We start from the raw sequence: 26,199 nt of genomic DNA, 5'->3' as shown, positions 1-26,199 counted from the left end.
AAGCATTCATTCTCTGGTAATATGGGAACTGGTTTAATATATTTAAATTCCATCGTCATGATTTTATAATATTAATTTTATAGTATTAATTGGTTCATGAGGGGATAAGCTATAAGATGGAGCAAATTCAGGACAGTCTGAAAACTGATCCCGAAATCTACTTCATTAATGTGTAAGCTGCAAGATGAAGCAAATTCAGGACGGCTTGAAAACCGATCCAGAAACCTTACTTCATTGACGTGTAAGCTGCAAAAGTGGGGTAAATTCAGGACAGTCTGAAAACTGATCCCGAAACCTACTTCATTGATGCGCAAGCTGCAAGATGAAGCAAATTCAGGACGGCTTGAAAACCGATCCAGAAACCTACTTCATTGATGCGGGCCAAACCTTGTGAACCACCTGACTACCTTTCTACTCTACAATATCGTCCAAGCTACTGTTTTTTCATCTTTTACCGCTTTTTCTCAGCTTTTCGTTCCTGCTGTGTATTTCTGTCATTTCAGAGGCTGACTTCCTGCGTAATAGCTGCATTCTCAAATTTTTCTTTTACCTCTGTTGATGGGTGTAACAAATTTATCCGTGGCAGCTGCCGCAACCGGTACTTTCATTAGCCGAAATATGGGTTTCGGGAATACTGCCGTTTAAAAGAGCCGATTTTGCCTTGAAAACAGCATCTTCCGGACCTTCAGCATAGATATCGGCCCCTATCCGGTCAGCCCAGGCCTGTGTGACCAGCGATCCTCCCACACCTGTTATTACCTTATTCCGGATTCCTACGGCTTTAAGCTGTTCCTCAATCTGTATTTGCTGGATCATGGTGGTGCTCATGGAAGCGGAACTGAATACAAAATCGGCTTCCTTTTCTTTCGCGGTCGTGGCAAAAGTTTCAGCTGAAATTCCAGAACCAAGGTTAATTACTTCAAACTCTTCTTCCTCAAACGCAGCCGCAATACTGTCCTTTCCATAAGTGTGAGAATCTCCTGCAACTGTGGCTATTATGACAGTCCCTACACTTTCCCCACTTTCACTACTCACGCTTTCATTTTCCAAACTTTCTTTTTCCTGCCTCCATGAATCCCCGGCTGATACCGGAAAAATTAATTGAGAAACAATCATGCTCAGGACTAGCAGAACCAGTAAATTCAAAATATTTGCACGCATATTGTTCTCTCCTTTCTTCATTCACTCTTTCTCCAGGCTGATTTGCTCTTACCACAGTTTTTTCCGTCTTCAGTTTCGGTTTTTTCTTCAGGTTCCTTGAATATGAGGGGGAGATAGTCATATGCCGTTTCCGTTATGTTGTACGGAAGATCCGCAATCAGATCTCCATCTTCATCTGAGGCTGTTTCTGAAAAACCGTTCCCTTCCGGGGAAGCCCAGAAATTCCCCCCCAGGTAAGGCCCGCCTGCAATATTCACAGCAGGGGTTTTTGAGGTGTTCCAGGTGTTAGTTCCGTAGTCTTCGGCGTTCTGAGTGTTATTCAGGTAGTTGTTGTATATGGTATTGTAGTCCGAAACAGTCCCATCTGTCCAGTTCAGGTTAAGCGAGATGCCTATATCATTTCCTGAAATTCTATTTCCTGAGATTGTATTGTTACAGCAGCCTTCCGTGTATAATCCATAGGAGCTGGCTGTGATTGTGTTGTTGTTCAAAATATTTTCTTTACAGGCTCCGTAGAGATAGATTCCTTCATAGGCTTCCGAAAGGATATTCCCTTCAAGAATATTATTGCAACTTGTATCTCCGAGGTCTATGCAGCACCAGCTGTTTGAAGTAATTATATTTTCTTTCAGGAGATTGTCCGTACTCGTATCACAGAGCCAGATCCCTGCCATATTGTCCGAAGCGTTGTTTTCTTCCACAAGGCAGTTCCTGCAGCTGCTTAAGATGAAGGCGTCTCCTTCATTAGAATTAACAGCATTGCCCCTGAGAGCTGTCAGAGCACAGTTTCCGAGGTAAATTCCATGTTCACAATTTGAGATGCGGTTTCCTTCAATCAGTGAGTTTTGAGTGTTGTACAGGTGAATCCCGAAACTGCTGTTCTCAAGGGCCAGGTCTTTAAGTGTGATATTTTCACAATTAATACAGTAGACAACACCTGCGTCTGAATCGGAACCAAGGGTCCGGTCCGAGACCCCTACGAGATAGTATATCGGTTTTCCGTCGACGGTATTGCTTGTGTCAATGGTATTGTTCATTTCACCCGGGTAATGATAGGTGTAAGCCCCGAAATTCCTGCTGTTGCAGGACATTTTATTTTTTTGAAGTGTATTGGAGTTTGAGTCGAGATAGATTCCCCACTGGTTTGAATTTGCTTTGTTTCCTTTCAGGGTACTTCCATTCGAGCTTCCGAGATATATCCCGTACATCTCGTTTGAGTTTGCGGTGTTCTTTTCAAGCAGGCTTCCTCCCGAGCCTACGAGATATATCCCGTAAAAGTTGTTTGATGTTTTCGAAGAAAGCACACGGCAGCCGGAAGAATTTTCCATGTAAATTCCAACCGCTCCTCCGGATGCACGGTTCTTTTGAAGGGTATTATTTTCGGATGCATTCAGGTAAAAACCATAATGTCGGTTACAGGTCGCCCTGTTATTTTTTATTAAATTCCGTTCCGAATGTTCAAGCCAGATTCCGTCATCACTGTCAGATAGGCGGTTGTTTTCCAGAGAGTTCGTGTGCGAATCTCTAAGCATTATGCTTCTCCAGTTTCCCGAAAAATAGTTGTTGCAAATATTGTTTCCCGAAACCCCTTCAAGGTATATTCCGTATGAGGAATTTGCTCCTTTCAAAGAAAATCCGCCGATATTTACGGAATCGGAGGTTACGTGTAACACAGGGAGTTCGGGGTCCGGAGCAGTGATTACGGTTTTTTTAGGATTCGAGCTTTCGGAAACGATCTCCAGAGATTTATTTACAAGTACATTTTCGCTGTATTTCCCCTCTCCTACAAGGATCAGGTCTCCATCGGAAGCGGCATTTACGGCTTCCTGAAGGCTCCCGTATGATTCTGTCCCTCCTCCTACCTTTACATGAAAAGTAGCTGCGGAGGCGGAACCTGATAGAAAGATAAGCAGTGTGAAAACAGTGGTTAAGATGAGTATTCTCTTCTCGTCCAATAGTTATCATCTTCCTCTTGTAAGTAAACCCCAGGTTCGGTCTTTGCTCATGAGGTCTAAAAGAGGCTGGAGAAGGCTTTTTTTGGTAAACCCTGAAGTTTGGGCAAACTCCAAAAGCTGCCCTAATGGGCAAATATTTAGAATCTGTCGGGTAACCAGTTCAGAAGGTCCTGCGTCCAGTTTGCCCAAAACCGAGCCTTAAATGGGGTTTCGATCTGTTGCAATAAAAAGAGTTTTAATTCTGCTATTTAGCCCCGATTATCTGGGTAATAATTGTTTCCTTTTACTGCTAATTGGGACTTACAGAGTAAGAGCCTGGGACTTACAGAGTAAGAGCCGAAACTCTGTAATCCATTTCCTCTGCAGTCCATTTTCGTGAAATTTTTATGACAGATCTGCCTGGATACAGACAGGAGCGATATGGGATACCACCTGGAGGGCAATGCTCTCAAGGAAGTTGCGGATACTCCAGGGGATCTTATCAAGGGTATGGGAGGCAAAATTCAAGCTGCCTATGATTTCGTTGCTATATTTTAGAGGGATTACCGCAACGGCTGTAATTCCTTCTTCCTTTACCGTCTGGGCCATGTTTTCGGAGTAAAAATCCATCGAGTAGATAGGTTTTTCAGCCCAGACCTGTTTTGCTTCGTTTGAGTCTGCTTTGTATTTTGAGACCTTTTCTTTGAATTCTGGAGAAATTCCCCGGGTTTCAACAAGATTTATCTGGTCCAGAAGTTCGTCTTTAATGTATATACCCCCGGAATCTATCCCGTTTATCTGCAGGCAGGCATCAAGTACCAGGTTAAGAATGGCATGGAGGTTCCAGGTAGTATTAAGGTTCGTTGACAGTTCCCGCTGGATTTCGAGCATTTTCTGGGCTTCTTTTCGCTCGGTAATATCCACAACAAGGCCCTGGAGATGAGTTGCTCTGCCTTCTTCGTCCCTCTGAATAAAGGTTTTTTCATCCACCCAGAGCAGTTTCCCATCTCCTGTGTAGATCCTGTACTCAATACCGAAAGAATCCTGCTTTTCTGCGATGTTGTGTTTGAGGGTTTCAAAAACTTCTCCGATGTCATCCCTGTGAATGATGCTCACGTAAGGGATTTTTCCTGACGTGAAATCTTCTACGGTGTAGCCGAACTGGGTCACGTTTTCAGAAACATATTCGGCAGGCATGTTCTCTTTGTTTTCCCACAGAAAAGCTACTGCTTGGCTGTTGTTGATTATGGTCCTCAGCAGCCTCTGCATTTCAAACGATTTCCTGAGTGCTTCTTCGTTCTCTTTCCTTTCGGTTACATCGAGGACAAGCCCCTGTAAGTAGGTTACTTCCCCGTCTTCGCTTCGCTGGATAAATGTCCTTTCGTTGACCCAGCGCAGGTCTCCGGCTTTTGTGAATATCCTGTACTCCGCATTGAAGTCAACTTCACCTCTACGGATGCGTTTTTCAAGTGTTTCTTCAACTTTTTTCATGTCATCGGGGTGGATGATATCTCCGTAAAGGACCCTGCCCGAAATAAAGTCCTCAACCGTGTACCCGAAATGGACAACGTTTTCGGAAACAAACTCCGACGGCCACTTCTCCTCGTTTCTCCACAGGAAAACCACTGCAGGACTATTGTTTACAACGGTCCTGACTATTTCCTGCATCTTAAGGACTGATAACAGGTCCACGATTCCTATCGCTGCAACAACCTTCCCGTCATTTGAGACTATAGGGCAAACAACCACGTTCCTGCCGAGGTATGTACCACCCTTAGGGACACCATGCACAGTCTTTCCGGTCTTGAGCACCTCTTCGAGTACAGGTCCCGTATATTCCCTGTCAATTATTACCCCTTTTTCCAGGCGAAGCCCCTTTTTATTGAGACTGCGGATGGTGGTCGGAAGCCCTACAAGGGAATGTACTGCAATTGCAATTGCCTCAAGTTCCTCAGGTCCTGCATCTTCAGATATTACAGAAGTAATTCTTTAACCCCCAGAAAGATTCTGACATTTCCTAAAATTAAAACGGCGGAAAGCGTTTCAGCAAGAAGTAATTCGGAACTGAATTCCTTTTCCTGCTTTATTTTTCCTTATTCTATACCTTTTTTAATGGTTATATAATTACTCTTAATTTATATTACTTTTTATTTATATAACCGGGATTCTCCTGAACCTGCTTTCAATCTTATTGTTCTCTTGGATAGTCCCGAATAACTATTGGAGTATCGAGGGCTCTGAAATTATATATTCAATAAATTATTTTTTCCAAGTTTTACTGTTTCCCACCAACCAGGTGGTTTTGTGGTAGTAATGAAGGCTTTGTCTTTTACGAATGAATTGCATGGAATTATTTCTTATAGCTGAAGTTTTTGGATGTTTTAGTCCAGTACCTGTTCACTAATTTCAGGTGCCCTTTGATAAAGTGAAAGTACTTTGTTGTAATCTCCCACTTGTTGATAGAATCCTGCGAGATTGTTTAGCGTTGTTGTTATTGATTTTCGTTCAGCCGTGCAGGTCTTAAGTAGATTTTTCAAGGTTTTAAATGAATTCAATAATTCCCTGAGTACCGTCGACACGTATTCGCTGTCCCTCCTCTATTTTTCGGGTAGCTCCTTCGACTCCCACTAAGGCGGGTATGCCGTATTCGCGGGCCACCACTGCACCATGGGTCATCAGGCCGCCAACTTCCGTAACCAGGGTGTTCGCCTCCTGCATTATGGCCTGTTTTCTCAAACGATTTATCAATCTAGTCGCCATCAATTCTGCTTCTTTTTTTCCGGCCTCGAAATCCCGGCGGTGTTGTCCTGGTTGAGCTGATCTTACGTAGCTCAGGACCATGAGCAGGAACTGAGTTGGTTCTTCTCGCCAGCGCAACCTGGTTCTATCAATCTCCCCAGTTCCTCGTATGCCGTATTTTTGCAGGAACTCCTGGAAAAGGGGCAACATTTCTCTCCCTCCTGCTACCCCTGGGAGATTGATGAGAAAGCCAGCGTCATCGGCGTGTTCCAGGTATTCGACGACTTCCGGGTGGCCCCGGAGAGCATCGGCTAAATCCCCCAATTGCAACCCCATCTCGGTAGCTACATTTCCGGGAGGGAACTTGCTTATACCGGGTAACTCGTCGCTGTCTCCCAGCCATTTTTGTGACAGGCTTCCAATCATTTTATAGATGGCAACCCCTGCGGGTAGATAAGGAGCTATACGGTGAATTATTTCGGGAAACAGGCTGGACAACATATCCTGGATAAGCACCACGCGATCCAAATAGGATGTCTCTTCAAGCCTGCTTCTGTTTACCTGGACCTGCTCACGGATAAAACCATTTAATTGATCAATTGCCTGATGGTTATCCCTGTACAGGATATTTCCCATAATGACGAAAACTATGGGCATGGCCTTCCGGATCAGAGACAAATCCGGGTGCCGATCGGGCTTCATAGCATCCTGAAACTCTTCCCGCGTGACGAAGTCCTGCACTGCATGACCAATTAATTCATCTACGGCTGGAAGTATAGAAGGCAGCCGTTTCCTCACCTGCGGATAGTGCAGTAAAGGCGTAATATCAAGATACAGTCTGGAACCTGCTTCTACGAATTATTTTATCCGATTTTATCTGGTAGAGATCAGCTGAGACCAAACCGGATGCAAGGGCTTCTCCCAGATCAAAGCTGGCGTCAATAGAAACAATCTTGCGGTTGCCTGTTACCGGATCGGCGGTGAACATAATCCCCGAAACATCAGGAAAGATCATGCGCTGAACTACCACAGCCAGTTTTACTTGGTCATGGGGAAAACCGTTCTGGCTCCGATAGATAATAGCCCGGTCGGAAAATAGAGAAGCCCAGCACTTTTTGAAACTGTATAGTAAATTTGCTTTCCCTTGAACATTGACAAAAGTATCCTGCTGGCCGGCAAAAGAAGCTCCCGGAAGGTCTTCAGCGGTGGCGCTTGAACGCACTGCGTAGGCATAGTGGCTGCCGCTTATCTGCCAGGCCTGGAGAATTTCATCCTGAATGGGAGTGGGCATCTCCAGGCTCTTTAGGCGGGAACGCAGGCGTTTGCCAATTGTTTGAAGTTCTATTCGGGATTCCCCGGTAATAAGCATCAAAGAATGCAGCAGGTTCTGATATTCCTGGCTCGTATTTACGAAATCGTCAAAGGCATCCGTAGTAATACAGAAACTGGGGGAACCTCTATTTCCGGGATCTGGTACAATTCACCGAGATTAGCGCCCTTACCTCCTACTCTTTTTCCACTTGTCTTATCAATTTCACTAAAGTAGAGCACGTAGTGACGATTCATATTCGTACCACTTTCAAAAGGATTTTTACACTAGTCGAACACCCAGCAGCTTGTGAGGAGATGAAAACTTCCCTAAAAACCGTTGTTAACTACTGATTTATATTTGTCTACCTTTAGAATATAAAATGAACTTGAAATCAGAGGGGTTCAGGAAGAAAATTTTGAAAAATAGTTATCGATTAAAAGCGCCAAAAATAATTTAGTAGTCCTGAGCGGATTCGAACCGCTGTCCCGGGCTCCAAAGGCCCGAAGGATTGACCACTACCCTACAGGACTGCACGTGAAAGCTTTTACTTATAGCTTAATTCATGTACTTAATTTTTGTGCCATCTCCGGACTTTTTTCCGGGGTTTATAGTTCTACTTTCAATTATTTAAAATGTAGTTTGTTGGCATTGAAAAATTTTGCTTGCCTCTATTTTTTGTTTGAGAAGAATTTTTCGTATAATTAATTTAAAGTATGTTACATTCTTAGTTATAAGTGGAGCTGGAAGACATAGGGATGACCGAATAGTGAAGTATCAGGCGGATTGTTAAAGAATTTAAAGAATTGCCCGGAGTTGCCTGCTCCTGCTCTGACAGTATGTTTGATGGGAATCTATTTTCAGAGCTGCTGTGTTGGGGGATGCAGTAAGGGACAAGTGTGGCACCGGGTTTCTTCTTATGTTCAATATTTATTTTGAGTTATTTCGAATATGTTTATTTTCCATTTTCGTATTCTATTTTTGGTCTCTTTCTCCCTGTTTTTGCATACTTTCAATCCGTTTTTGCTATATTGTCAATACTCGTTTGCTTTTCTATGGACACTTTTGCTGAGTATTTCCGGTTGAAAATTAGAGTTAGAGCATAGTTTATTCTGGCTTTGAAACTTTTTATAACACAAAATACTTTGTAACAGAACAATTTTTGATATAATTAATTTAAAATAATTTCCGCAATTAGTATATACTGGAGTTTGGAAGTAAGATGGGATAATCTACCGATATAATCTGCCACCTGGAGAAATGCCTGGAGCTGCTGGTCCTGCTCTGAACGGATGTTGGGGGACATATCCTCAGGGTTCTGTGTTGAGGGGACAGTAAACGGATGCAGCGTCTCCGGGCTTCTCTGAAACTATTTTTCCTCCTTCTTTTTCCTCTGTTCTCTACTTCATTTTTTTCATCCTTTTTTTATACTCTTTATTTCTCTGTTTTCCTATTCTTTGCCGCAGTCTACTGATTCTGGAGGGTGAAGCACAGAGTCTGGCAGCTGAATTTTCCTCCTTAAATCTTTATTTTACTTTGAATATTTCAAAGCTAAATTAATTTTTGTTTAAAAACAAAATTTTGGATAATTAATTTAAAATAGCCAATGGTATAATGTTATATTCGTGGAGTTGGGAAGTGAGTAGGGTATAGTATAAACAGAAATGCTTGGGGGCCATTGATCCTGCTCTGGATCAATATGCTTGGGGGAGCATATCTTCAGGGCTTGCTGTGTTGGGGGACTCGGCAAAAAAGGATACTAATGCCTCCGGGCTTCTTCTCACAATGTTTTCACGGCATTTTTTTCTCTCGGGAATCTTTTCCTGCCACTTTAAATGTCGTCAGAAACGGGCGTTTGATCGGAAGGTCGATGTTCTCTTTTTCGATATGAAGCTCAACTGCTTTTTTCAGGTTTGAAACCGCTTCTTCAATCGTTTTTCCCTAGCTTGATATTTCCAGTTCCAGGCATGAAGATACGTACTGCTCATTCTCTTTTTTTACCATTGCAGAAAATGTAAACATTTTTGTCATTTTTTGTAATACCCCAGATTTTTGTCTCATTTTAGTCCAATACTTATCAGTTATTACTTTTTAACTCGAAAGTTTACAGGATTCCCAGGTAGGAATGTATTTCCTTCATTCTGACTCTCTTTCAGTCTTCATTTATTTCGTCAATTGATTCTTAACCCTGCATGATTCTAATGGGATCTGAAGGAAATAATATAAGGTAAATATTTTGGTATGTGGCTGGACTTAAAATATGGTTAAGTAGACGTATTTTCTCATTTCTTATGTATTTTTTTATATTTTTTGAAGATGCTGTCTTAAAATACTTCTGGTTCCGATTTCAGGCTCAAAATCTAAAATTCCGAGTATGGTCTGAGAATTTCTCTGGAGACAACGGAGACGGAAAACTCGATGAAAACGAGTATTTGCTGGATATGACCGATCCTTCAAACCCTGTACTGAGAATCGGGGATGCAGAACTGCCAGTGAGCAAGAACATTCTCATTAAGGATGGAGTTTCTCATGGGACTGTCGTATCAATGAAGTATCCAAACGGGTGAAAAAGCCGTATTGAAATCTCAGGAACCCTGAAAAAACGGAATTTTTTTCTTTTTCCTGAAATCTGGGTGGTATTTATAAAACTACTTTTATAGTGATATCTGGAAGCTTAAAAAAAGGAGATCTCTTATGGAAGCGGAAATGACCTCAAAGGAGCGTTTTATTAACGCACTCGAAGGAAAAGATGTTGATAGGGTTCCATATGGATACCTGTGGTTCGGGGCCGGGCATGCGGTACTGGAGCGGATGGACACAAGCCTCAGGGATGCCTACGGTTCTGCAGAGGGAATTGCAAGGGCGCAGATCCTTTCCCGGGAGATATACCACCACGACAACGTGATGTCTCCCTGGGGCTGCCTTCTGGTGGAAGCCGAGGCACTCGGGACGAAGGTTACCATAAAGGAAAATGCTTATCCTGCAGTAGAGAAATATGCCCTCAAATCCGCAGCCGAGCATGAACTGATAAACCCTGATAACATCGAAAAGTCCGGGAGAGTGAAGACCATTGCCGGATCGGTCGAGATTCTCAAAAAGGAAATCGGGGCTGAAGCCTTTATCATTGGGGCAACTATGTCTCCCCTGATGCTCGCATCTCAGGTCATGGGAGGAAGCAGGCTCTGTATTGACATGTTGAAGGACAGGGATGTTTTTCATTCCCTGCTGGAAAAACTCACGGAAAGCTGCATCCTTTTTTCCGATTCCCTGCTTGAAGCCGGAGCAGACGGTATTTTTGTCGAAAACGGGGAGAGCACAGGTGATCTTTTCAGTCCCCAGATGGCTGAAGAATTCATGTTGCCGTATACGAAGGAACTTTACGACCACATCAAGGCCGAAGGAGGATACGTAATTTCTCACAACTGCGCATCCCATGCCTTTTATGACCTTGAAATGAAACTTGAACCCCATGCCCTTAACTTTGCCTTCGGGGACGTCAGGCTGCTCGGTAAGAAGTATGGGGTCGAATGCAAAAATCTCCATAACCACAACAACATCGGGTGCGGGCCGAGGCACTGCTTCAAGGAGTTTAAGGAATTCTCCGATGCCGGCATCTGCCTTATGGGAAACATTATCCCGGATGCCCCTCTCACCGGTTCAAGGGCTGAGATCGAGCACGAAGTAAAAAGCTGCCTCTCCGCAGCCCCGGAAAAGGGTTTTATCCTTGCTACAGGCTGTGAAATCCCTCTGAACACGCCGCTTGAAAAGATGGAAATGCTCTGGGATGCGGTAAAAGCCGGGATTTGAAGCCTTTTTTCAGGCTTTTGTTTTCAGAATTTTTCCGAAAAATAAGCCTTAGCGGCACAAAAGTTAAGTTATTCCGTAGTACGCAATTATTAATAACAGGATTAATTCAGCAACACGTTTGTCCAGTACTACACGGTTGTTTAGTACTAAACGGTTATCCGGTGTTGCGCAGTTTTTAAAAAGCTCCGGGAAAGTTCTTCTCGGAATTTTTCATTCTATTTTTTCCCCGTTTTCAATGACTTATCTACTTTTTTCACTTATTAATTCTAATGATAGATGAGGGGAGGGATATAGACGGGTATTTTGCCAGATTCCAGGTACTGCAAAATAGGGTTATATAGCTGTACTTTTCCAGCATTGTCTATCGTCCAATATATATTTTATATGTGAAAAATTCAAATACAGCTGGCTTCCTCCTCAAATATGAGATCTAAATTCTGAGTATGGTCTGACATGCAAGCCTGCTCTTTAAAATCTGCTCTCAGTTCGAGGAATTTTCATGGAAAGCAAGGAAACAAATATTTTGCTAACTTTTTCCATCATAGGGCTTCTGCTGCTTGGAAATGTTGGTTCTGCAGTAGCTGTGAAAGGCAATTTGAATAACAACGCCGATTTCAAAGATTCCGTTAACTGTAAACCTGTTGCAGGGTCGGAAGCCAAAATAAAAAACGTGATTGTCATGGTCCCTGACGGGTGTTCTCAGAGTGTAGAGACTCTTGCCCGGTGGTATAGCGGAGAACCCCTGCAGCTTGATGAAATGCTGGCAGGAGCGGTATCCACTTACAGCGCCGACTCGGTAATTACGGACTCTTCTTCTGCCGCAACGGCATTTGCTACCGGGTTCAAGACAACTAATGGTTTCGTAAGTGTAGGTCCCGAAGGAGACACCCTTCTGGGCATTGTGGCAGACCCGGCAGAGGAGTATAGCCCCCTTGCAACAGTCCTTGAGGGCTCAAAACTCGAAGGCAAAGCTACCGGGCTTGTTGCAACCTCCAGAGTGACTCATGCAACACCTGCAGCTTTTGCATCCCACGTTGATAACAGGAACAATGAAAGCGAAATTATGGAACAGATGGTGTACGAAGATATCGATGTGGTCTTCGGCGGCGGTTCGCAGTACCTCCTCCCAAAAGCCGATGGAGGCAAGAGGACCGACGGGGAAAACCTTACCGAAGTCCTTCTCGACAGAGGCTATCAGTACGTTGATAACGAAACCGAAATGCTCTCCCTGAGTTCCGGGAAGGTCTGGGGGCTCTTTGCCAACAGCCACATGCAGCCGGACATCGACCGCGCTGAGTTTGCTCCTGAGGAACCTTCTCTTTCCAATATGACTGAAAAAGCCATCGAACTCCTCTCTGATGATAAAGACGGCTTTTTCCTGATGGTGGAAGGCAGCCAGGTAGACTGGGCAGGGCATGCCAACGATCCGATTTACGAGGTAACCGATTTCCTGGCCTTTGACGAAGCTGTCAAAGTCGCGATCGACTTCGCCGAAGCGGACGGGCACACCCTTGTCATAATATTCCCTGACCACAATACCGGCGGGATGACCATAGGGAGTTCTTATGACTCGGAATATGATGATACCAGCGTAGAAGACGTAGTAAACCCTCTTGAAGGCATGAATATCACTGCGGCGGGAGTGGCTAAAAAAATAGGAGATAACATCACATCCGACAACATCAAATCCCAGTTGAAAACCTGGTGGGGTATTGACGCCACAGATGAAGACGCAGATGAAATCCTTGCCCTCAAAAACAACGGGACATCTCTTGACTACGCAATCAGCGAGGTCATTAGCCGGAATTACACCGTAATCGGCTGGACAACCCACGGTCACTGCGGAGAAGACGTCCCCCTCTGGGCTTATGGTCCTGATCACCCTGCAGGGTACATGGATAATACTGAAATTGCGGAATATATTGCCGACAAGTTTAGATTCGACCTGACTGAGACAAACGAGCAGCTCTTTGTCGAAGTCGGAGAGATATTTTCTGAAGATAACGGGGACGGAGTCCTTGAAGCCGGTGAATACCTGCTCGACACAACCGATCCTGAAAACCCTGTGCTCAAGATCGGAGATGCCGAACTTCCGGTAAACAAGAATATTCTTGTCAAGGACGGTGTAACCCATGAGCTCGAGGGAATAGTTGTCTACGCTCCAGCAACTGATAAGGTCTATATTCCCACTGAAGCGCTTTCGCTGATAAATGAGACAAAAATTAATGGAAAATTAAAATATGACAGTAATGGAAAGTCAAAATATGACAGCAGGTAAGAGTATAAGAAGCTGTCTGATAATATGAAATCCCACAAAAGTCAGTAATAGACAATTTTCGAAAATCCCTGGGGAAGTTCTTCTCCCAGGATTTTTTCAACCTCTTTTTTCAGGTTTTCAACGGCTTCTTCTACAGTTTCTCCCCTACAGATTACATCTGCTTCGGGGCAGATTGAAACATAAGAATTCTCTTCCTCCCGGATGGTTGCAGAGAACGGAAACCATATCGTCATATTCTGAAATATTGTTCAGTCCGTTTTAAGCGTTTCGTATCTCGCTAGCTGCCTGTTAGGAATGTACTCTCCCTTACTCCCATGAACTACTTTTTCATGAGCCTGCATGTGCGAGCGCAGGTAATTAATACTTGCAAATATATTACATTTGAAGTTTATGTTAATAGAATTTCGAAACTTATGTCGATCAGCTTTCGGGATTTATGGCAGCAGAGTCTTTGATATCCTCTTTTGTGTCTTCACCCGACCGTAAGTCCTGCTTGTGGAATTTTTGCCTTTCCGGGATCTCAGTTTGAGCTGGATTGCCCTGCTCTCGCCTGCTCCCATACTACTCAGCAAAAAGCGGGCTGAAGTTGTAAAGGACATCGACTGGACGACTCTGGCCTTCTTTGTTTCGATGTTCGTGCTTATGGAAAGTGTCTGGCTTTCCGTAACCTGTCAGGAACTACTCGGGGGATGTTTCCGCAGTTAGGTTCGGTTCCTATGGTCCTGGCTCTCAGCATCGAACTCAATCCTTTTATTTATAATGTTTTCTTTGTTGCGCTCTATCTCCCTGCAATGGGAACAGGGGTCTCTCAGGGACAGCTGATGGCGCTTGCCGCTGGAAGTACAATTGCGGGGAATCTTCTAATCTTGGGCGCTGCAAACAATGTTATAATTCTTCAGAATGCTGAGAAAGAAAATGAAACATTTTTTTATCAAATTCGCCATAATTGTACCTTTAATTTCATTTTTAGATCTTATTACTTACTTTATATTTCTTTAAACTTTAAAAGCAATAATATTTCTCTAAATAACGATAAAAAACCTATTATATCTCTAAATATCCTTTTAAATCCTACTAATCCTTAAATAAATCAAATTAGATAACTTTCTCAGTATATAAAGGGTATTTGACCCTCCGACAACCTTGATATACTGAAAGCACATACACTTTTTTCTGGAAGATCTCAGATCATGACCCAGAATACTACCGATTCGAATCCCAGGCGCAAACGCGCTAAAGGTACCGCACAGACGAAAACCCTCGGGCCCGTTGACGACCTTGAACCACATGTCCGGTCCGACTGGTGGCAGACTCTTTTTAACTCCCTTTATCTCAAGACCGATGCTGATCTTCTGGATGATATGGAAGTTACTAAGGGAGAGGCAGATCTTCTTGTCTCCATTCTCGGACTAGACCCTGAAGACATGGTTCTTGACCTTTGCTGCGGCCAGGGCAGGCATGTCCTGGAACTGGCAAGGAGGGGGTTTTCAAACGTTGAAGGCTATGACAGGTCCCAGTACCTTATCCGGAAAGCCCGAACAAAGGCTCAGAAGGAAAACCTGCAGGTCAGGTTCAGGGAAGGGGATGCTCGAAAACTGCCTTACCCTTCTGATACTTTCTCTGTGGTAACCATCCTTGGAAACAGCTTCGGATATTTTGATTCCGCCCTGCATGACCGAAAAGTGCTTGAAGAGGTTTTCAGAGTACTGAAGCCCGGAGGCAGGGTCTTTATTGATGCCGTAGATGGGGACCATATGAAAAAGAATTTCCAGCCAAGATCATGGGAATGGCTGGACAGGAAGTACTTCGTATGCAGGGAAAGAGCCCTTTCCTCTGATGGTGACCGCCTGATCTGCAGGGAGGTCATATGTCGCAATGACCGGGGAATAATCACGGACCGGTTTTACGCCGAGAGGCTGTACAACAGGGAAAACCTTTTTGAGCTGCTGACTGCATCAGGTTTTAGCAGCCCGACTTTTCATACAACCTTCAGTCCCGTATCAGCAGGGACCCAGGACGCAGGAATGATGGGACAGAGAATCCTGCTTTCGGCAACGGTTGAGAAAGCCTGGCCCTCTCTTCCTAATGCTGAGAACAAAAAGCCCCTTAACGTTGTTGTGGTGCTCGGAGACCCGAGAAAGGAAGATAGGGTCAAGCCTGCCTGCGTATTTGACGATGACGATTTCGAAACCGTTAACCGGATGAAAAAAGCCCTTTCAGAGATTCCTTGCATGAAATTTACTTTCCTGGACAGGCATGAAACCCTGCTCGAAGATCTCAAAAAGAGGGCAGGAAAAACTGACCTTGTACTCAACCTCTGCGATGAAGGTTTTAACAACGACCCCACAAAAGAGCTCCATGTTCCTGCTTTGCTAGAGCAGTTAAATATCCCTTATACGGGTGCGGGGCCCCAGTGTCTTGCTTTCTGTTATGATAAGTCTCTTGTAAGAGGAGTCGCCCGTGAAATGCGGATTCCTGTGGCAAAAGGAGTTCTCGTTACCGGGGATTCTGATGTTTCGAGGCTTTCCTTCTCTTTTCCCCTGCTGGTAAAACCCAACTCAGGAGACTCAAGTTACGGGATCACGCAGAAAAGCATTGTCCACAGCAGGGAGGAAATCTTCTATATGATGAAGGAAACAAGGGAAAAAATAGGTGCAAACAAGCCTTTCCTGCTCGAGGAGTTCCTTCCGGGGAAAGACATCAGCGTCGGCATCATCGGAAACCCGCCCTCCTGTACCGTGCTGCCTATCACGGAAGAAGACTACTCCGCAGTCCCTGAAGACCTCCCGAAACTCTGCGGCTATGAAGCCAAATGGCTCCCTGATTCCCCGTACTGGAAGATCAAAACCGTGCCTGCGGGCCTACCTGAAAAAACCGAAAAGGAAATTGTGAGGTGCTGTCTTGCTCTCTTCACAAGGCTGGGCTGCCGCGATTATGCCCGCTTTGACTGGCGGCTTGACGCCGAAGGCAGGCCAAAACTGCTTGAAGTAAACCCGAACCCCGGCTGGTGCTGGGACGGGCACCTTGCAAAAATGGCAGCTTATGTCAATATCTCTTATTCCGGTACGCTCGCAGCGATTCTTGAGGCTGCAAAGAAAAGGTATGGTATCGGAGCGGGTGCAGTAAAGGTTGAGCTCCAAAGAAAAGTCCCCGTACGATCCCCAAGGAAAAGTCCGGACGAATATGCTGCGGAATTCGAGGAGGAAGTCGAAGCTAAAGGTTCTATTGAATCCGAGAACGACAGAAAGAGAAATGTTTTTTCCGGCAATTCGCAGACAATACAGGCTCTTTAAGAGCACATAAATTCAAAAAGATCGGCAAAATCACAGAATTGGCAAAATTACAGAATTAGCAAAATCAAAAATATCTGCTATAAAGTCAGATCAGCTAAAGAGTAACTAAAAAACTCGAAGCGAAAAAAGGATACGAACGGTCGTTTCTTTTTTCTTTCGCTTTCCTTTTTCTTCCGGTGAGTACTTTACTTCCGGACGGTTTCTTATTTCTGGATGATTATCGTAAGGACGTCTTCATCTTCCATGACATGTTCAAGCCCTACTCTCTGCCCGGGGTGTTTTGCAGACTGGCCCCATATCTGAGCATAACGGAACTTCCTGCGGAAATCACGGTGCAGGCGGTCGCAGATCTGGCCTATATTCGTCCCGCTCATTACTATAAGAGGCTCTTCCATATCTGCAGGCTGCCCCTGAGGTTTCAGATAAACCCGGATAAAGCCCAGGCAATCGTAGATTGCGTCCTTGAGGTTCTCGATATTAATGCCTTCATGAGCCGAAATAAAAATCGATTTCGGATACAATTTCCGGCATTCTTCTATCAGTTGTGGGTAGGCAAGGTCTACTTTGTTGACCACTGTCAGGGAGCAGACATAACTCCTGTTGCCCAGGACTACATCAATAAGCTGGTCCACAGTGATATTTTCCCTTATCAGGACGTGGGCATTGTGGATTTTGTATTCGTCCAGAACGGCTTTGATAGTTTCTTCATCGAGGTCAAGGTCGATGGTCGAGTTTATCTCGATGCCTCCCCTGTCCTTTCTCTTGATATTAACGTCAGGGGGCACTTCATCCACCCGAATTCCCGCCTGATAAAGTTCATCCATGAGCACTTCATAGTGCTTGGGCTGGAAAACATCGAGCAAAAAGATAACCATATCGGAGTTTCTTATAACCGAAATTACTTCTTTCCCGCGGCCGCGCCCCGACGATGCACCCTTTACAAGTCCGGGAACGTCGAGGAACTGGATGGTTGCGCCTTTATGTTCAAGCACGCCGGGAACGACGGTAAGGGTGGTGAATTCGTATGCTCCGACCTCGGATTTTGCTCCCGTAACCTTATTCAGAAGGGTGGATTTTCCTACCGATGGGAAGCCCACCAGAGTTACGGTACCATCTCCCGATTTTCTGACCGAGTAACCTTCTCCCCCGCCTTTTGCGGAGGCTTTCTTCTCAATTTCGTCCCTCATACGGGCTATCTTGGCTTTCAGCCTACCTATGTGGTGAGAAGTTGCCTTATTGTACTGGGTCTTTCGGATTTCGTCTTCTACTTCCTGTATTTGCTCCTGTATGCTGCTCATCTGGAACCTGCCGATTTCGGGACTGAAGAAATGATCTTTTGTATGTGAAAAATAAACCGCACCCAAACGGTCTCTACAAACCTTTTTTGATCCAAAACAGATCCGTTATCTGGATATTTTATCCTGAATAGTTGGATGAAATATATATAACTATGGAATGGTTTTATTTACTGGTTCGGGAATCGGAAATATATTCCTGTAGAGATATTCCTTGCCATTTATATCTCTCTATAATTATAATAATATTTAAAGGTTGTTGAAAAAGAGTTCCTGATGAGCATCGCAAGCAGGGCTTAAGTGATCGAATTAAGAATAAATAATGGCTCTGAATAATGGCTCTGAATAATCGCTCCCATGCAAACCACGGAATCAAGAAGCTATGATAGGAACTAATGATGGGCAAAGTCCGCGCATAGCAGTGAATGCACTTCGACTGTTTCCATTTATACAGTCTGCTTTATGTTATCACTTTACTTTCACGGCTTGCCGGTGTAACTGAAAACCAGTGTCCGCTTCGAAGTAGGATACGTCGGTTTCTGCCCTCGGTCATTTTCTTTGAAGTTCTGGCCGCCTCCCGGAATTATGATACCTGTGGAATGCAGGGGAGAACATGGGAGTATGTTCCCAAAAAAGAAAGAAATGAACCGGAAAGCCCGTTAAATTTTTAAATTTGACGGATAGTTCCCTCAATAGGAAATAATCTCGCCGGTTCTCTCATATACCTGCAGCCCTGACGGAAGTTTTGAGGCAAATTCTGGGGAGTTCAGGGTTTGCAAGAATTTTTGCACTTCAGGGATGTCAAGAACCTCTTTTCTGATCAGGAAGTCGTATTCTTCTTCTGCAAATTTCACGAATTTCAGGCCGTTTCTTTCCGCAGAGGTCCTTAACCCCACCCCGGCATCAGCCTTTCCTGAAAGCACAGCTTCGCAGACTGCAATTTCGGATTTCGCTCCGGAATCGTAGCCAGGGATTGAGTCCGTAAACTCCTTTTTGCTTATCCCCTTTTTCTCTGCCAATTGCTCGATTTTCAGCTCAAGCAGAGCTCTTGTGCCCGAACCCCTGTTCCGATTGACCAGCTTTTTGCCGGGCAGGTCTTCGAGTCCGGAAACCGGGCTGTTCTGCTGTACAAGAAGCCCTATTTCCCGCCTGTATCCTTTGACAAGTATGACTTCCGAAATCCCCATATTCTCTATTTTCAGGACATTGTACCGGATTTCCTCTTGCAGGCCCTCTTCCCGACTTTCAGGGTTCTTTGAGGGCATGTTCACGCCTGCGATATCTGCCGTGCCTGCGGCAATTGCACTGAAACCCCCGCTTGAACCTGTATAAAGGGTTCTGAACCGAAGCCTGCTAAGGTTTTCCAGAACATCAATCCCAGGGCAGAACCCGCCTGCTATGAGCAGGTCTGGTTTTTCAACCTCTCCAAAAAGGGTCACTTCCACGGGGGTTCCGGCTTCCATATACTCGGTCTCCGGCGGAATTTCTATAAAGCCATCAGCTTTGGAAAGAGATGTTATGGCTCCTGAACCCCGGTCTGCAGGATAAACCCGTCCCCGGACAAGTCCTACGGGAAGGAGCTGTTGTCTTCCTTCGGATCGGAGGGTCCTGCCCAGAATTCCTGCTTCCTTTTTTTGGATTCCCGCTTCTGCTCCGAGAGATTTTCTGAGAAGGGGCGCTACAAATTCATTGAAGATCATTAAGGCAGATGTAGGGTTCCCGGGAAGCCCGATAATCGGGACTCCTTTTATTATGCCTATAACGATGGGTTTTCCAGGTTTTATGTTAACCCCGTGGGCAAGAGTCTCTCCAACTTCGTCTATTATCCGGTACATAATATCTCCTGCTCCTGATGACGTACTTCCCGAAGTCAGGATCAGGGCACAGTCCGAAACTGCAGTTTCGAGTACCTTTCTCGTTACAATCTCATCGTCCTTCAAAACTCCGTAATGTAGGGGGAAAGATCCGCACTCCCTAACTCCTGCATACAGGGTGTAAGAATTTGCGTCGTATACCTTTCCCGAAGCCAGCTTCTCTCCAGGATTAACGAGTTCGTTTCCCGTTGAAATTATCCCGACAGGCAACCTGAGTACGGGGACTTCTTTTTTTCCTATGGAAGCCAGGACCCCGATTTCTCTTGTTCCAAGCTTTCTCCCTCTCCGAAGCACTCTTTCTCCTTTCCGAATATCAGAGCCTGTTTTCATGATATTTTCTCCCCCGTTTACAGGTGTGGAGATGAGTACAGTCCCGTTTTCTTCCAAAGTGTACTCGACCATAACCACAGCATCAGCCCCTTCAGGGATCGGGGCACCTGTCGCAATTTCTACAGTTTCCCCGGCCGAGACCTTGAAGCTGGCATCCGAGCCTGCAGGGATATTTCCAAGCAGTTTCAGTTTTACAGGCTCTTTTTCACTACAGGCATACGTATCTTCCGCCCTGACCGCATAGCCGTCCATTGTTGCTCTCGGGAATGGGGGGACGTTAATTTCGGTTACTATCTCTTCTGCAAGGATTTTTCCGTAAACGTTTTCAAGGGCGGAGTTTTCTTTCTCAGGCCGGACCTGAAGGTTGTTTATTATTCTCCGCGCTTCTTCCACAGGGATAAGTTCCCGAAATTCTTTGCGTTTCATGAGAGTCAAACCTACAATCTTATCGGGTTTCAGATGGATTTTTCACCTTAATAGCATTTTCCGGTGCACATCAATCTGTTCTAGCATCCGCAATCACTCTTACAGCCGGAATTTTTACCGGGGCGTGCAGGAGAAAAGCATACAAAAATGCACCTTGTTGAATGAAAAGTCTGCTCCGGAATTGCTACAAAAATAGGGCCTGCAATCAAAAAAGATAGCTATGGCAGGCGGCTATGGAAAGATTCCGATCAAAAAAAGATTTTGGCGGGAAAATCCCGCAGTTTTCGTTTTTTATCCCGGGTCTCGCTCTTTTCTTGAGCGGACGCTTTTACTTGTAAATAGGTGTTCCGCTGTTCTGGGTTATTTTCGCAAAGGCTTCAACCATTTTCATTGTAAGGGGTCCGGGTTTGCCTGTACCTATAATTCTTCCGTCAAGTCTGGTCACGGGGGCTGATTCGGCTGCAGTTCCTGTGACAAAGATCTCATCGGCTGTGTAAAGGTCAAACAGGCCGAGGTTTGATTCGATAACCTTGTATCCCATCTCGTCCAGAAGTTCGATGGCTGTGGCCCTTGTGATGCCTTTCAGGTTGCTTATTGTGTAGGGAGTCAGGACCTTGTCGTTCTTGACGACGAAAATGTTGTCTCCTGAGCCCTCACAGACAAACCCGTTCTGGTCAAGGAAGACAGCTTCGTCTCCTCCCTTCTCGTTGGCTTCGATCTTTGCGAGGATGTTGTTGAGATAGTTCAGGGACTTGATGTTAGGGGAAAGGGCATCCGGGGCATTTCTCCGGACACAGACGCTAACTCCGGTAAGCCCTACTTCGTAAAGGTCGCCGTACATGGCTCCCCAGCCCTGGGCAATAACGATGACACTTGGCTTCCCGCACTTACGGGGGTCAAGCCCGAGATCGCCGATTCCTCTTGAGACGATGGGGCGGATGTAAGCATCTTTGAGGTTGTTTTTCCTGAGGGTCTCAAGGATTATTTCGGCCATTTCCTCTCTTGTGATGGGTATGTTCATTGCGATTGCTTTTGCCGAGTCATAAAGCCTGTCAACGTGCTCCTCTAACTTGAAGACACGTCCGTTGTATGCCCTTATGCCTTCGAACACACCGTCTCCGTAAAGGAAGCCGTGGTCATAGACCGAAACTTTGGCTTCGTCTTTGGGGACAAATTTCCCGTTTAAATAAATCAGTAACTCACTCATTTGCAAATCATCCTTTTAATTTTGATTGCCTGTTGAAGACTTAATTGGGATTTCCGATTCAGTACAATCTTTAATCCACAAGCGAATAGCCCATTTAACTTTTTCACTCTTCGCAGTATGTAAGCTCTATACAGAGCATTTAAATATGCTCCTAACTCAGGAGAGTTTCCACACTGATATTTTTTAAAAAACGCTCCAAGTAAAGCGGGTTGGTACTGAATATATATTACAATTCCGCTTCCACATAAATATTTTAAGATTTTATACCGCCCCAAGTAATACGTTCATACAAAAGGCTTTTATCTTAGAAGACGCATTTCGTATTCCGCAATAGAATAAGCAACCAGGGCTCGTGGCTTAGCCAGGATATAGCGCTGGGCTTCTAACCCAGACGTCGGGGGTTCAAATCCCTTCGAGCCCGTTTTATTCTCTTTGCTTACTTTTTACTAATCTTCGGTAAATAAATCTTGACGTTCTTCCTGATGTTCTTATGCTTTCTATTGAAATTTCCACAACCTTAAATTCCATTCTTTTGTTCCTGATTCTACAATTCCTCTTGTTCATAATTCACAGGAAAAGCCTTCATTACAGCTAATTTCATGATTTTTTTGGTTATATTCTGAAATTCGGAAGCAGGGTTATATTCTGAAATTCGGATAGCAGGTAAAGTTATTATAATAATGACGCTAAATAATTAAGGCGCATCCAGCAACCCGGCCGTTTTCAAATTTTCACCCCCACCATATATGGGATCTTTTTTAGATAGTGATTTTAGAAGAAAACGGCATCCCCCTGATAAATTGATATCTCTAAGTGGGATAAAAGAAGGAATGCATGTTCTGGAGGTTGGATGCGGAAGCGGAGCGTTTACAACTTTCGTTGCAAGGACTGTTGGAATTAAAGGAGAAGTATATGCTCTTGATATTCAGCCAGGAATGTTAATGCAGTTAAAGGAGAAATTATCAAGACCAGAAAACAGAGATATCAGGAACATCAAGCTTATAGAAGGAGATGCGCATAATCTGCCCTTTGATGATAACTCATTCGATCTGGTATATGCAATAACAGTTATTCAGGAAATTCCTGATAAAATAAGGTTTTAAAGGAGATAAAAAGAGTTCTGAAACCTGGTGGAATTCTTGCAGTAACTGAATTTTTACCTGACCCTGATTACCCTTTAGAATATACTACTATCAGGTTAGGCGAAGAAGCTGGCCTTATCCTGAATAAAGTTGAAGGAAACCTCTGGCATTATACTGTCAGATTTCAGACAAAGAAAAAATAATCTGCCGGAACTGAATATCTATAAATTCCCGGCATAATGTAGTTTCTCAAAATGCTGTTTTCCATTCTTTTGTCTGAGTCTTTTCCTTAGCTGCTCTTCCGGGTTTCTGGCACCATCTGAACGCTCTCCTCCGAGGGCATGATTATTGCCAGGATAATATATAGGACAATTCCGATTCCGTTTGCAAGGGCAAGGAGCACAAAGAGGAGCCTTACAAATGTCGGGTCAATCCCGAAGTACTTCCCAAGCCCACTGCAGACTCCAAAGAGCATGCGGTCGCTCTTACTTTTTGTCAGGCGCTTTTTCATTGTATAAACCGTGTGTTCTTCCTCGCCGGCCTCTTTTCCTGTTTCTTCTTTTGTTCTTTCCCCGGTCTCTTTTCCGACTTCTTTCTCTTCCGTTGTTTTCTCAGGTTTTTCCCATGATTTCTCCGTATAGCCGGTTTCAAGTTCTTCCGGAGCTTTGAAATCGCTTTCTTTCGGTTCTATTCTTCCCTGGGGGGCAGGCTCTATGCCGACTTCTTTTTCTTCCATTGTTTTCTCAGGTTTTTCCCATGATTTCTCCGTATAGCCGGTTTCAAGTTCCCCAGGGGTCTTGAATTCACTCTTTTTCGGTTCCTTTTTTTCCTCAAACTCGGGATTTTCCTGCATAATGATATATTCTATTTCTGAGGATTTATATTATTCTGGTACTTATCCTGCATTTTTTATTATTTTCTCTTCGATTTCTTTTCTTTATCTTCTTTTAATGGCATTCCGTACAGCCGCACTCTTGCCCCCTGCGGAAGCTTCCGTATAGCATTAGAGGAAGCAGGAGGGCTGCAAAACCGATCTTGATGCCTTCAGGAAGCAATTCTCCTGCACTTCCAAGGGTTGAAGTTGCACTGACTCCCAGATTAAGGTAAAGCCAGTCAAGCAGGATTCCTGCTCCAAGGGCGCACAGTGAGATCACTCCGAGGTAGAGGGCTGCCGATCGTTTTCCTAGGAACCTGACGACCATGGTTATAGTTGCCGCATTTGTTGCAGGGCCCGCTAGGAGGAAAACAAAAGCCGTGCCAGGACTCATTCCTTTGGCTATGAGACTTGCGGCAAGAGGAGTCGAAGCTGTAGCGCAGATATAAAGCGGAATGCCTACTACAAGCATGACCAGCATTGACCCGAGCCCTCCTCCCAGGTATTCCTGAATTAGGGTTTCTGGAACAGCATAGGAAATTATCCCTGCAAGCAGGATTCCAATCAGCATCCACTTCGCGATGTCTCCGGGAAGCTCTATGTAGGCATATTTCAGCCCTCCAAGAACCTGCTTTTTTACGGACCTTTTGCTTCTCTCTTCAGCTCCTGTTTCCTTTTTTTCTTGGCCGCCGTGTCCGCAGCTGCATGAAGAGGTTTTGCATGAAGAGGTTTTATTTCCAGGAGCCTGTGTTGCCGGGGGGGAGGTGAGAGATAGGGTTTCCTTCACATATTCTGCCGATACCCCCACAAGGGTCGAAACTGCAATGATTTCTGTTTTTTTCCCTGCATTTTCCTGCTTTTTGATTTCTTTTTTCTCGGGTTCTTCCCCTATCAGCAGGTTGTCGGCAAGCCCTGCAAGAAGGGCGGTTGCAAGGGTTGCAAGCGGGCGGAAAATAGTCATCAGGGGGTCAAGGAGAGCATAAGTGATTGCAATGGAGTCCACTCCGGTCTGAGGGGTCGAAATCAGGAAAGACAGGGTTGCGCCTCTGTTTGCTCCCCTTTTCCTTATCGACATGGCTGCAGGGATCACACCGCAGGAACAGAGAGGAAGGGGGAGTCCTGCAAGGGAGGCGTTGATAACGGAGCGGACTTTTCCTGCCGAGTTCCCGAGGTAATCCACAATTTTCTGGTCAGGCACGACTACATTGAGTACCCCTGCAGCGCCGAAGCCGAAAATGAGGTAAGGGGCAGCTTCTACAAAGATTTCCCAGGAGGCCATGAGAATTCCAGACAAAAGGGTTGGGATGAAGCTGAGAAATTCGAGATTCATGCTTTTTCCTCCACATGTTCAAGGCACATCTCGATGAGGGTGCGCACATGTTCGTCTGCAATGTAGTAAATCGTGAATTTTCCCTCCCTTCTGACTCTCACAAGGTCAAGCTGCCTGAGGGTCCGAAGCCCGTGCGAAACTGCAGACTGCGTGACGTCAAGCGCCTGTTCGAGTTCGCAGACACACATCTCTTTTTGCCTCAGCAAAAAAAGGATTTTCAGGCGGGTATCCGATTGAAGCGCCTGAAATACTGCAGACATCCGGGTAATATATTCGGAATCAGGGACCCCCATCAGCAGGTCTCCGATCTTTTCCGGGTCAACACGATCGCACTTTTCTTGCATGAATATATGAACAGTTGTTCATGTATTAATCTCTTCCTAAGAACTGCTCCGGCCTTCATCAGTGAAATCGGGAGGATAAAGTCTGCAAGAAAAAGTTGGCGTGAAAATTTTTTCAAAATCTCAGGATAAAGGCTGCAAAGAATACCATGGCTAAAATGGTTCCCCAATCTCTTTTCTGCATTGAAAGCTCATGCATTGAAGTCCTGCGAGTTCCCTGGTATCCTCTGCTTTCCATTGCCAGGGCCAGTTCTTCAGCATCTCTTGCCACGCCCCTTATCAGGGGTATGACAAGGGCAGGGATTGCGTGAAAAGGATTTTTCCCGAAATTCATGCCCCTTGAAGCCTGGGCAGCTTTTGTCCGCTCAACCCTCTCAAAGAGCAGGGGGAGAAAGGCTATTGAGAGGTTCATCATTGTCGCAAGCTCAAAGGAGCTTACTCCCAGCCAGTGGAGAGGCAGAGGGCGCAGTATTCTCTCTATCCCGCAGGTAATTGCCGAGGGATCAGTGGTGGCTGTCATAAGGGCGGCAAAAAGCAGGAGGAGTAGAAACCTTGCAGAAAGCCTGACCCCTTCCCGGAGCCCCTCTATACTCGGGTGCAGGACCCAGAAAGAAGCCAGCACTTTTCCTTCGGTGAAGAATAGCTGCGCAAGAAATATAAATGTGATAAATAGTAGCATAGGCCTGACTGCCCGGAAAAATACTATAGATGGCAGCCCGGAGCATGATGTAAGGGCAAGAAAGAACGCAAAGAGCACTCCAATCCCGAAAAAACTTTCAGTCCTGAATGTGAGAACGCCAAGCAGCATCACAGCTGCAAGTTTCGTCCTGGGGTCGAGCTTATGCAGAAAGGAAGTCCCGGGAACGTAACTGAAAACAGGTTCTTGCATGCTTTTTCTCGTTTTCCCTATTTTTTTATA

General features: G+C 45.0%; 20 protein-coding genes and 2 tRNA genes. 8 read left to right on the top strand and 14 right to left on the bottom strand.

Annotated elements, in window-relative coordinates:
- Positions 1–573: 573 nt before the first annotated feature.
- The 6 genes from MSSIT_RS19280 to MSSIT_RS19255 form a co-directional block, all read right to left on the bottom strand.
- Positions 574–1,182: a cobalamin B12-binding domain-containing protein gene (locus MSSIT_RS19280; protein ID WP_082089075.1), complete on the bottom strand. Its 609-nt coding sequence runs from the start codon at positions 1,180–1,182 to the stop codon at positions 574–576.
- A complete protein-coding gene (locus MSSIT_RS19275) occupies positions 1,179–3,116 on the bottom strand; it encodes a right-handed parallel beta-helix repeat-containing protein (protein ID WP_048174058.1) in 1,938 nt (645 codons plus the stop codon). Before MSSIT_RS19275 ends, MSSIT_RS19280 begins: the two co-directional genes overlap by 4 nt.
- 384 nt (positions 3,117–3,500) lie before the next feature.
- Positions 3,501–5,033 (bottom strand): PAS domain-containing protein, encoded by a 1,533-nt coding sequence (locus tag MSSIT_RS19270; protein ID WP_331456198.1) that lies wholly within the window; start codon positions 5,031–5,033, stop codon positions 3,501–3,503.
- A gap of 603 nt (positions 5,034–5,636) precedes the next feature.
- Positions 5,637–6,632 (bottom strand): PEP-utilizing enzyme, encoded by a 996-nt coding sequence (locus MSSIT_RS24395; protein ID WP_048174056.1) that lies wholly within the window; start codon positions 6,630–6,632, stop codon positions 5,637–5,639.
- Between the two features lie 28 nt (positions 6,633–6,660).
- Positions 6,661–7,272 carry a PEP/pyruvate-binding domain-containing protein gene (locus MSSIT_RS24390; RefSeq protein ID WP_231590568.1) on the bottom strand — a complete coding sequence of 204 codons (612 nt, stop codon included), beginning with the start codon at positions 7,270–7,272 and terminating at the stop codon, positions 6,661–6,663.
- Positions 7,273–7,603: 331 nt separating this feature from the next.
- A tRNA-Gln gene (locus MSSIT_RS19255) sits at positions 7,604–7,676 on the bottom strand.
- 1,710 nt (positions 7,677–9,386) lie between these two features.
- On the opposite strand from MSSIT_RS19255, the gene MSSIT_RS19245 reads away from it, so the two are divergent.
- The 3 genes from MSSIT_RS19245 (at position 9,387) to MSSIT_RS19235 (ending at position 13,228) form a co-directional block, all read left to right on the top strand.
- Positions 9,387–9,710 carry a hypothetical protein gene (locus MSSIT_RS19245; protein ID WP_148706030.1) on the top strand — a complete coding sequence of 108 codons (324 nt, stop codon included), beginning with the start codon at positions 9,387–9,389 and terminating at the stop codon, positions 9,708–9,710.
- A 127-nt stretch (positions 9,711–9,837) separates the two neighbouring features.
- Positions 9,838–10,950: a methylcobamide--CoM methyltransferase gene (locus tag MSSIT_RS19240; RefSeq protein WP_048174052.1), complete on the top strand. Its 1,113-nt coding sequence runs from the start codon at positions 9,838–9,840 to the stop codon at positions 10,948–10,950.
- A gap of 499 nt (positions 10,951–11,449) precedes the next feature.
- Positions 11,450–13,228 carry an alkaline phosphatase gene (locus MSSIT_RS19235; protein WP_048174051.1) on the top strand — a complete coding sequence of 593 codons (1,779 nt, stop codon included), beginning with the start codon at positions 11,450–11,452 and terminating at the stop codon, positions 13,226–13,228.
- Between the two features lie 41 nt (positions 13,229–13,269).
- On the opposite strand, the gene MSSIT_RS19230 is transcribed toward MSSIT_RS19235, so the two are convergent.
- Complete coding sequence (locus MSSIT_RS19230) at positions 13,270–13,461, bottom strand: type II toxin-antitoxin system HicB family antitoxin (RefSeq protein WP_048174050.1); 192 nt, start codon at positions 13,459–13,461, stop codon at positions 13,270–13,272.
- A gap of 292 nt (positions 13,462–13,753) precedes the next feature.
- Between MSSIT_RS19230 and MSSIT_RS25135 the strand changes: the two genes are divergently transcribed.
- The 3 genes from MSSIT_RS25135 to MSSIT_RS19220 all read left to right on the top strand — a co-directional run bounded on the left by MSSIT_RS25135 (position 13,754) and on the right by MSSIT_RS19220 (position 16,521).
- Positions 13,754–13,933 carry a hypothetical protein gene (locus MSSIT_RS25135; RefSeq protein WP_231590056.1) on the top strand — a complete coding sequence of 60 codons (180 nt, stop codon included), beginning with the start codon at positions 13,754–13,756 and terminating at the stop codon, positions 13,931–13,933.
- Entirely contained in the window at positions 13,918–14,313 is a 396-nt protein-coding gene (locus MSSIT_RS25130; protein WP_231590054.1) for a transporter permease, read from the top strand. Before MSSIT_RS25135 ends, MSSIT_RS25130 begins: the two co-directional genes overlap by 16 nt.
- Before the next feature lie 105 nt (positions 14,314–14,418).
- On the top strand, positions 14,419–16,521 hold the full coding sequence (locus MSSIT_RS19220) for a methyltransferase domain-containing protein (RefSeq protein ID WP_048174049.1): 2,103 nt from the start codon (positions 14,419–14,421) through the stop codon (positions 16,519–16,521).
- Between the two features lie 203 nt (positions 16,522–16,724).
- Here MSSIT_RS19220 and MSSIT_RS19215 read toward each other — a convergent pair whose 3' ends face one another.
- The 3 genes from MSSIT_RS19215 to ilvE form a co-directional block, all read right to left on the bottom strand.
- A complete protein-coding gene (locus MSSIT_RS19215; RefSeq protein WP_048175111.1) occupies positions 16,725–17,819 on the bottom strand; it encodes an OBG GTPase family GTP-binding protein in 1,095 nt (364 codons plus the stop codon).
- A gap of 686 nt (positions 17,820–18,505) precedes the next feature.
- Positions 18,506–20,446, bottom strand: a complete 1,941-nt coding sequence (locus tag MSSIT_RS19205) for a molybdopterin biosynthesis protein (RefSeq protein ID WP_048174047.1) — start codon at positions 20,444–20,446, stop codon at positions 18,506–18,508.
- Positions 20,447–20,774: 328 nt separating this feature from the next.
- Entirely contained in the window at positions 20,775–21,653 is an 879-nt protein-coding gene (ilvE, locus tag MSSIT_RS19200; protein ID WP_048174046.1) for a branched-chain-amino-acid transaminase, read from the bottom strand.
- Between the two features lie 346 nt (positions 21,654–21,999).
- On the opposite strand from ilvE, the gene MSSIT_RS19195 reads away from it, so the two are divergent.
- A tRNA-Arg gene (locus MSSIT_RS19195) sits at positions 22,000–22,074 on the top strand.
- A gap of 325 nt (positions 22,075–22,399) precedes the next feature.
- A complete protein-coding gene (locus MSSIT_RS19190; RefSeq protein ID WP_231590049.1) occupies positions 22,400–22,756 on the top strand; it encodes a class I SAM-dependent methyltransferase in 357 nt (118 codons plus the stop codon).
- Between the two features lie 268 nt (positions 22,757–23,024).
- Here the strand turns inward: MSSIT_RS19190 and MSSIT_RS21465 are convergent, their stop codons facing one another.
- The 4 genes from MSSIT_RS21465 to MSSIT_RS19170 all read right to left on the bottom strand — a co-directional run bounded on the left by MSSIT_RS21465 (position 23,025) and on the right by MSSIT_RS19170 (position 26,169).
- Positions 23,025–23,588 (bottom strand): PspC domain-containing protein, encoded by a 564-nt coding sequence (locus MSSIT_RS21465; protein WP_052721729.1) that lies wholly within the window; start codon positions 23,586–23,588, stop codon positions 23,025–23,027.
- Positions 23,589–23,682: 94 nt separating this feature from the next.
- Positions 23,683–24,939: an SO_0444 family Cu/Zn efflux transporter gene (locus tag MSSIT_RS19180; protein ID WP_048174045.1), complete on the bottom strand. Its 1,257-nt coding sequence runs from the start codon at positions 24,937–24,939 to the stop codon at positions 23,683–23,685.
- The gene (locus MSSIT_RS19175) at positions 24,936–25,283 is read right to left on the bottom strand and encodes an ArsR/SmtB family transcription factor (RefSeq protein WP_048174044.1); all 348 of its coding nucleotides are present in this window, start codon (positions 25,281–25,283) and stop codon (positions 24,936–24,938) included. The genes MSSIT_RS19180 and MSSIT_RS19175 overlap by 4 nt, the downstream gene beginning before the upstream one ends.
- A gap of 112 nt (positions 25,284–25,395) precedes the next feature.
- Positions 25,396–26,169: an energy-coupling factor transporter transmembrane component T family protein gene (locus MSSIT_RS19170; protein ID WP_048174043.1), complete on the bottom strand. Its 774-nt coding sequence runs from the start codon at positions 26,167–26,169 to the stop codon at positions 25,396–25,398.
- Positions 26,170–26,199 lie beyond the last annotated feature (30 nt).

This window comes from Methanosarcina siciliae T4/M (assembly GCF_000970085.1).
Classification (GTDB): Archaea; Halobacteriota; Methanosarcinia; order Methanosarcinales; family Methanosarcinaceae; genus Methanosarcina; species Methanosarcina siciliae.
The sequence above is the reverse complement of the archived record's forward strand: the minus strand, read 5'-3'. Positions and strand labels throughout refer to the sequence as shown.

What these genes read in the sequence shown, in the direction of transcription:
- MSSIT_RS25130 (WP_231590054.1), top strand. Translation starts at nt 13,918, where the DNA reads ATGTTTCCGCAGTTAGGTTCGGTTCCTATGGTCCTGGCTCTCAGCATC.
- MSSIT_RS19235 (WP_048174051.1), top strand. Translation starts at nt 11,450, where the DNA reads ATGGAAAGCAAGGAAACAAATATTTTGCTAACTTTTTCCATCATAGGG.
- MSSIT_RS19220 (WP_048174049.1), top strand. Translation starts at nt 14,419, where the DNA reads ATGACCCAGAATACTACCGATTCGAATCCCAGGCGCAAACGCGCTAAA.
- MSSIT_RS19190 (WP_231590049.1), top strand. Translation starts at nt 22,400, where the DNA reads ATGGGATCTTTTTTAGATAGTGATTTTAGAAGAAAACGGCATCCCCCT.
- MSSIT_RS19170 (WP_048174043.1), bottom strand. Translation starts at nt 26,169, where the DNA reads ATGCAAGAACCTGTTTTCAGTTACGTTCCCGGGACTTCCTTTCTGCAT.
- MSSIT_RS19180 (WP_048174045.1), bottom strand. Translation starts at nt 24,939, where the DNA reads ATGAATCTCGAATTTCTCAGCTTCATCCCAACCCTTTTGTCTGGAATT.
- MSSIT_RS19240 (WP_048174052.1), top strand. Translation starts at nt 9,838, where the DNA reads ATGGAAGCGGAAATGACCTCAAAGGAGCGTTTTATTAACGCACTCGAA.
- MSSIT_RS19175 (WP_048174044.1), bottom strand. Translation starts at nt 25,283, where the DNA reads ATGCAAGAAAAGTGCGATCGTGTTGACCCGGAAAAGATCGGAGACCTG.
- MSSIT_RS19280 (WP_082089075.1), bottom strand. Translation starts at nt 1,182, where the DNA reads ATGAAGAAAGGAGAGAACAATATGCGTGCAAATATTTTGAATTTACTG.
- MSSIT_RS19205 (WP_048174047.1), bottom strand. Translation starts at nt 20,446, where the DNA reads ATGAAACGCAAAGAATTTCGGGAACTTATCCCTGTGGAAGAAGCGCGG.
- MSSIT_RS19215 (WP_048175111.1), bottom strand. Translation starts at nt 17,819, where the DNA reads ATGAGCAGCATACAGGAGCAAATACAGGAAGTAGAAGACGAAATCCGA.
- ilvE (WP_048174046.1), bottom strand. Translation starts at nt 21,653, where the DNA reads ATGAGTGAGTTACTGATTTATTTAAACGGGAAATTTGTCCCCAAAGAC.
- MSSIT_RS21465 (WP_052721729.1), bottom strand. Translation starts at nt 23,588, where the DNA reads ATGCAGGAAAATCCCGAGTTTGAGGAAAAAAAGGAACCGAAAAAGAGT.
- MSSIT_RS19230 (WP_048174050.1), bottom strand. Translation starts at nt 13,461, where the DNA reads ATGACGATATGGTTTCCGTTCTCTGCAACCATCCGGGAGGAAGAGAAT.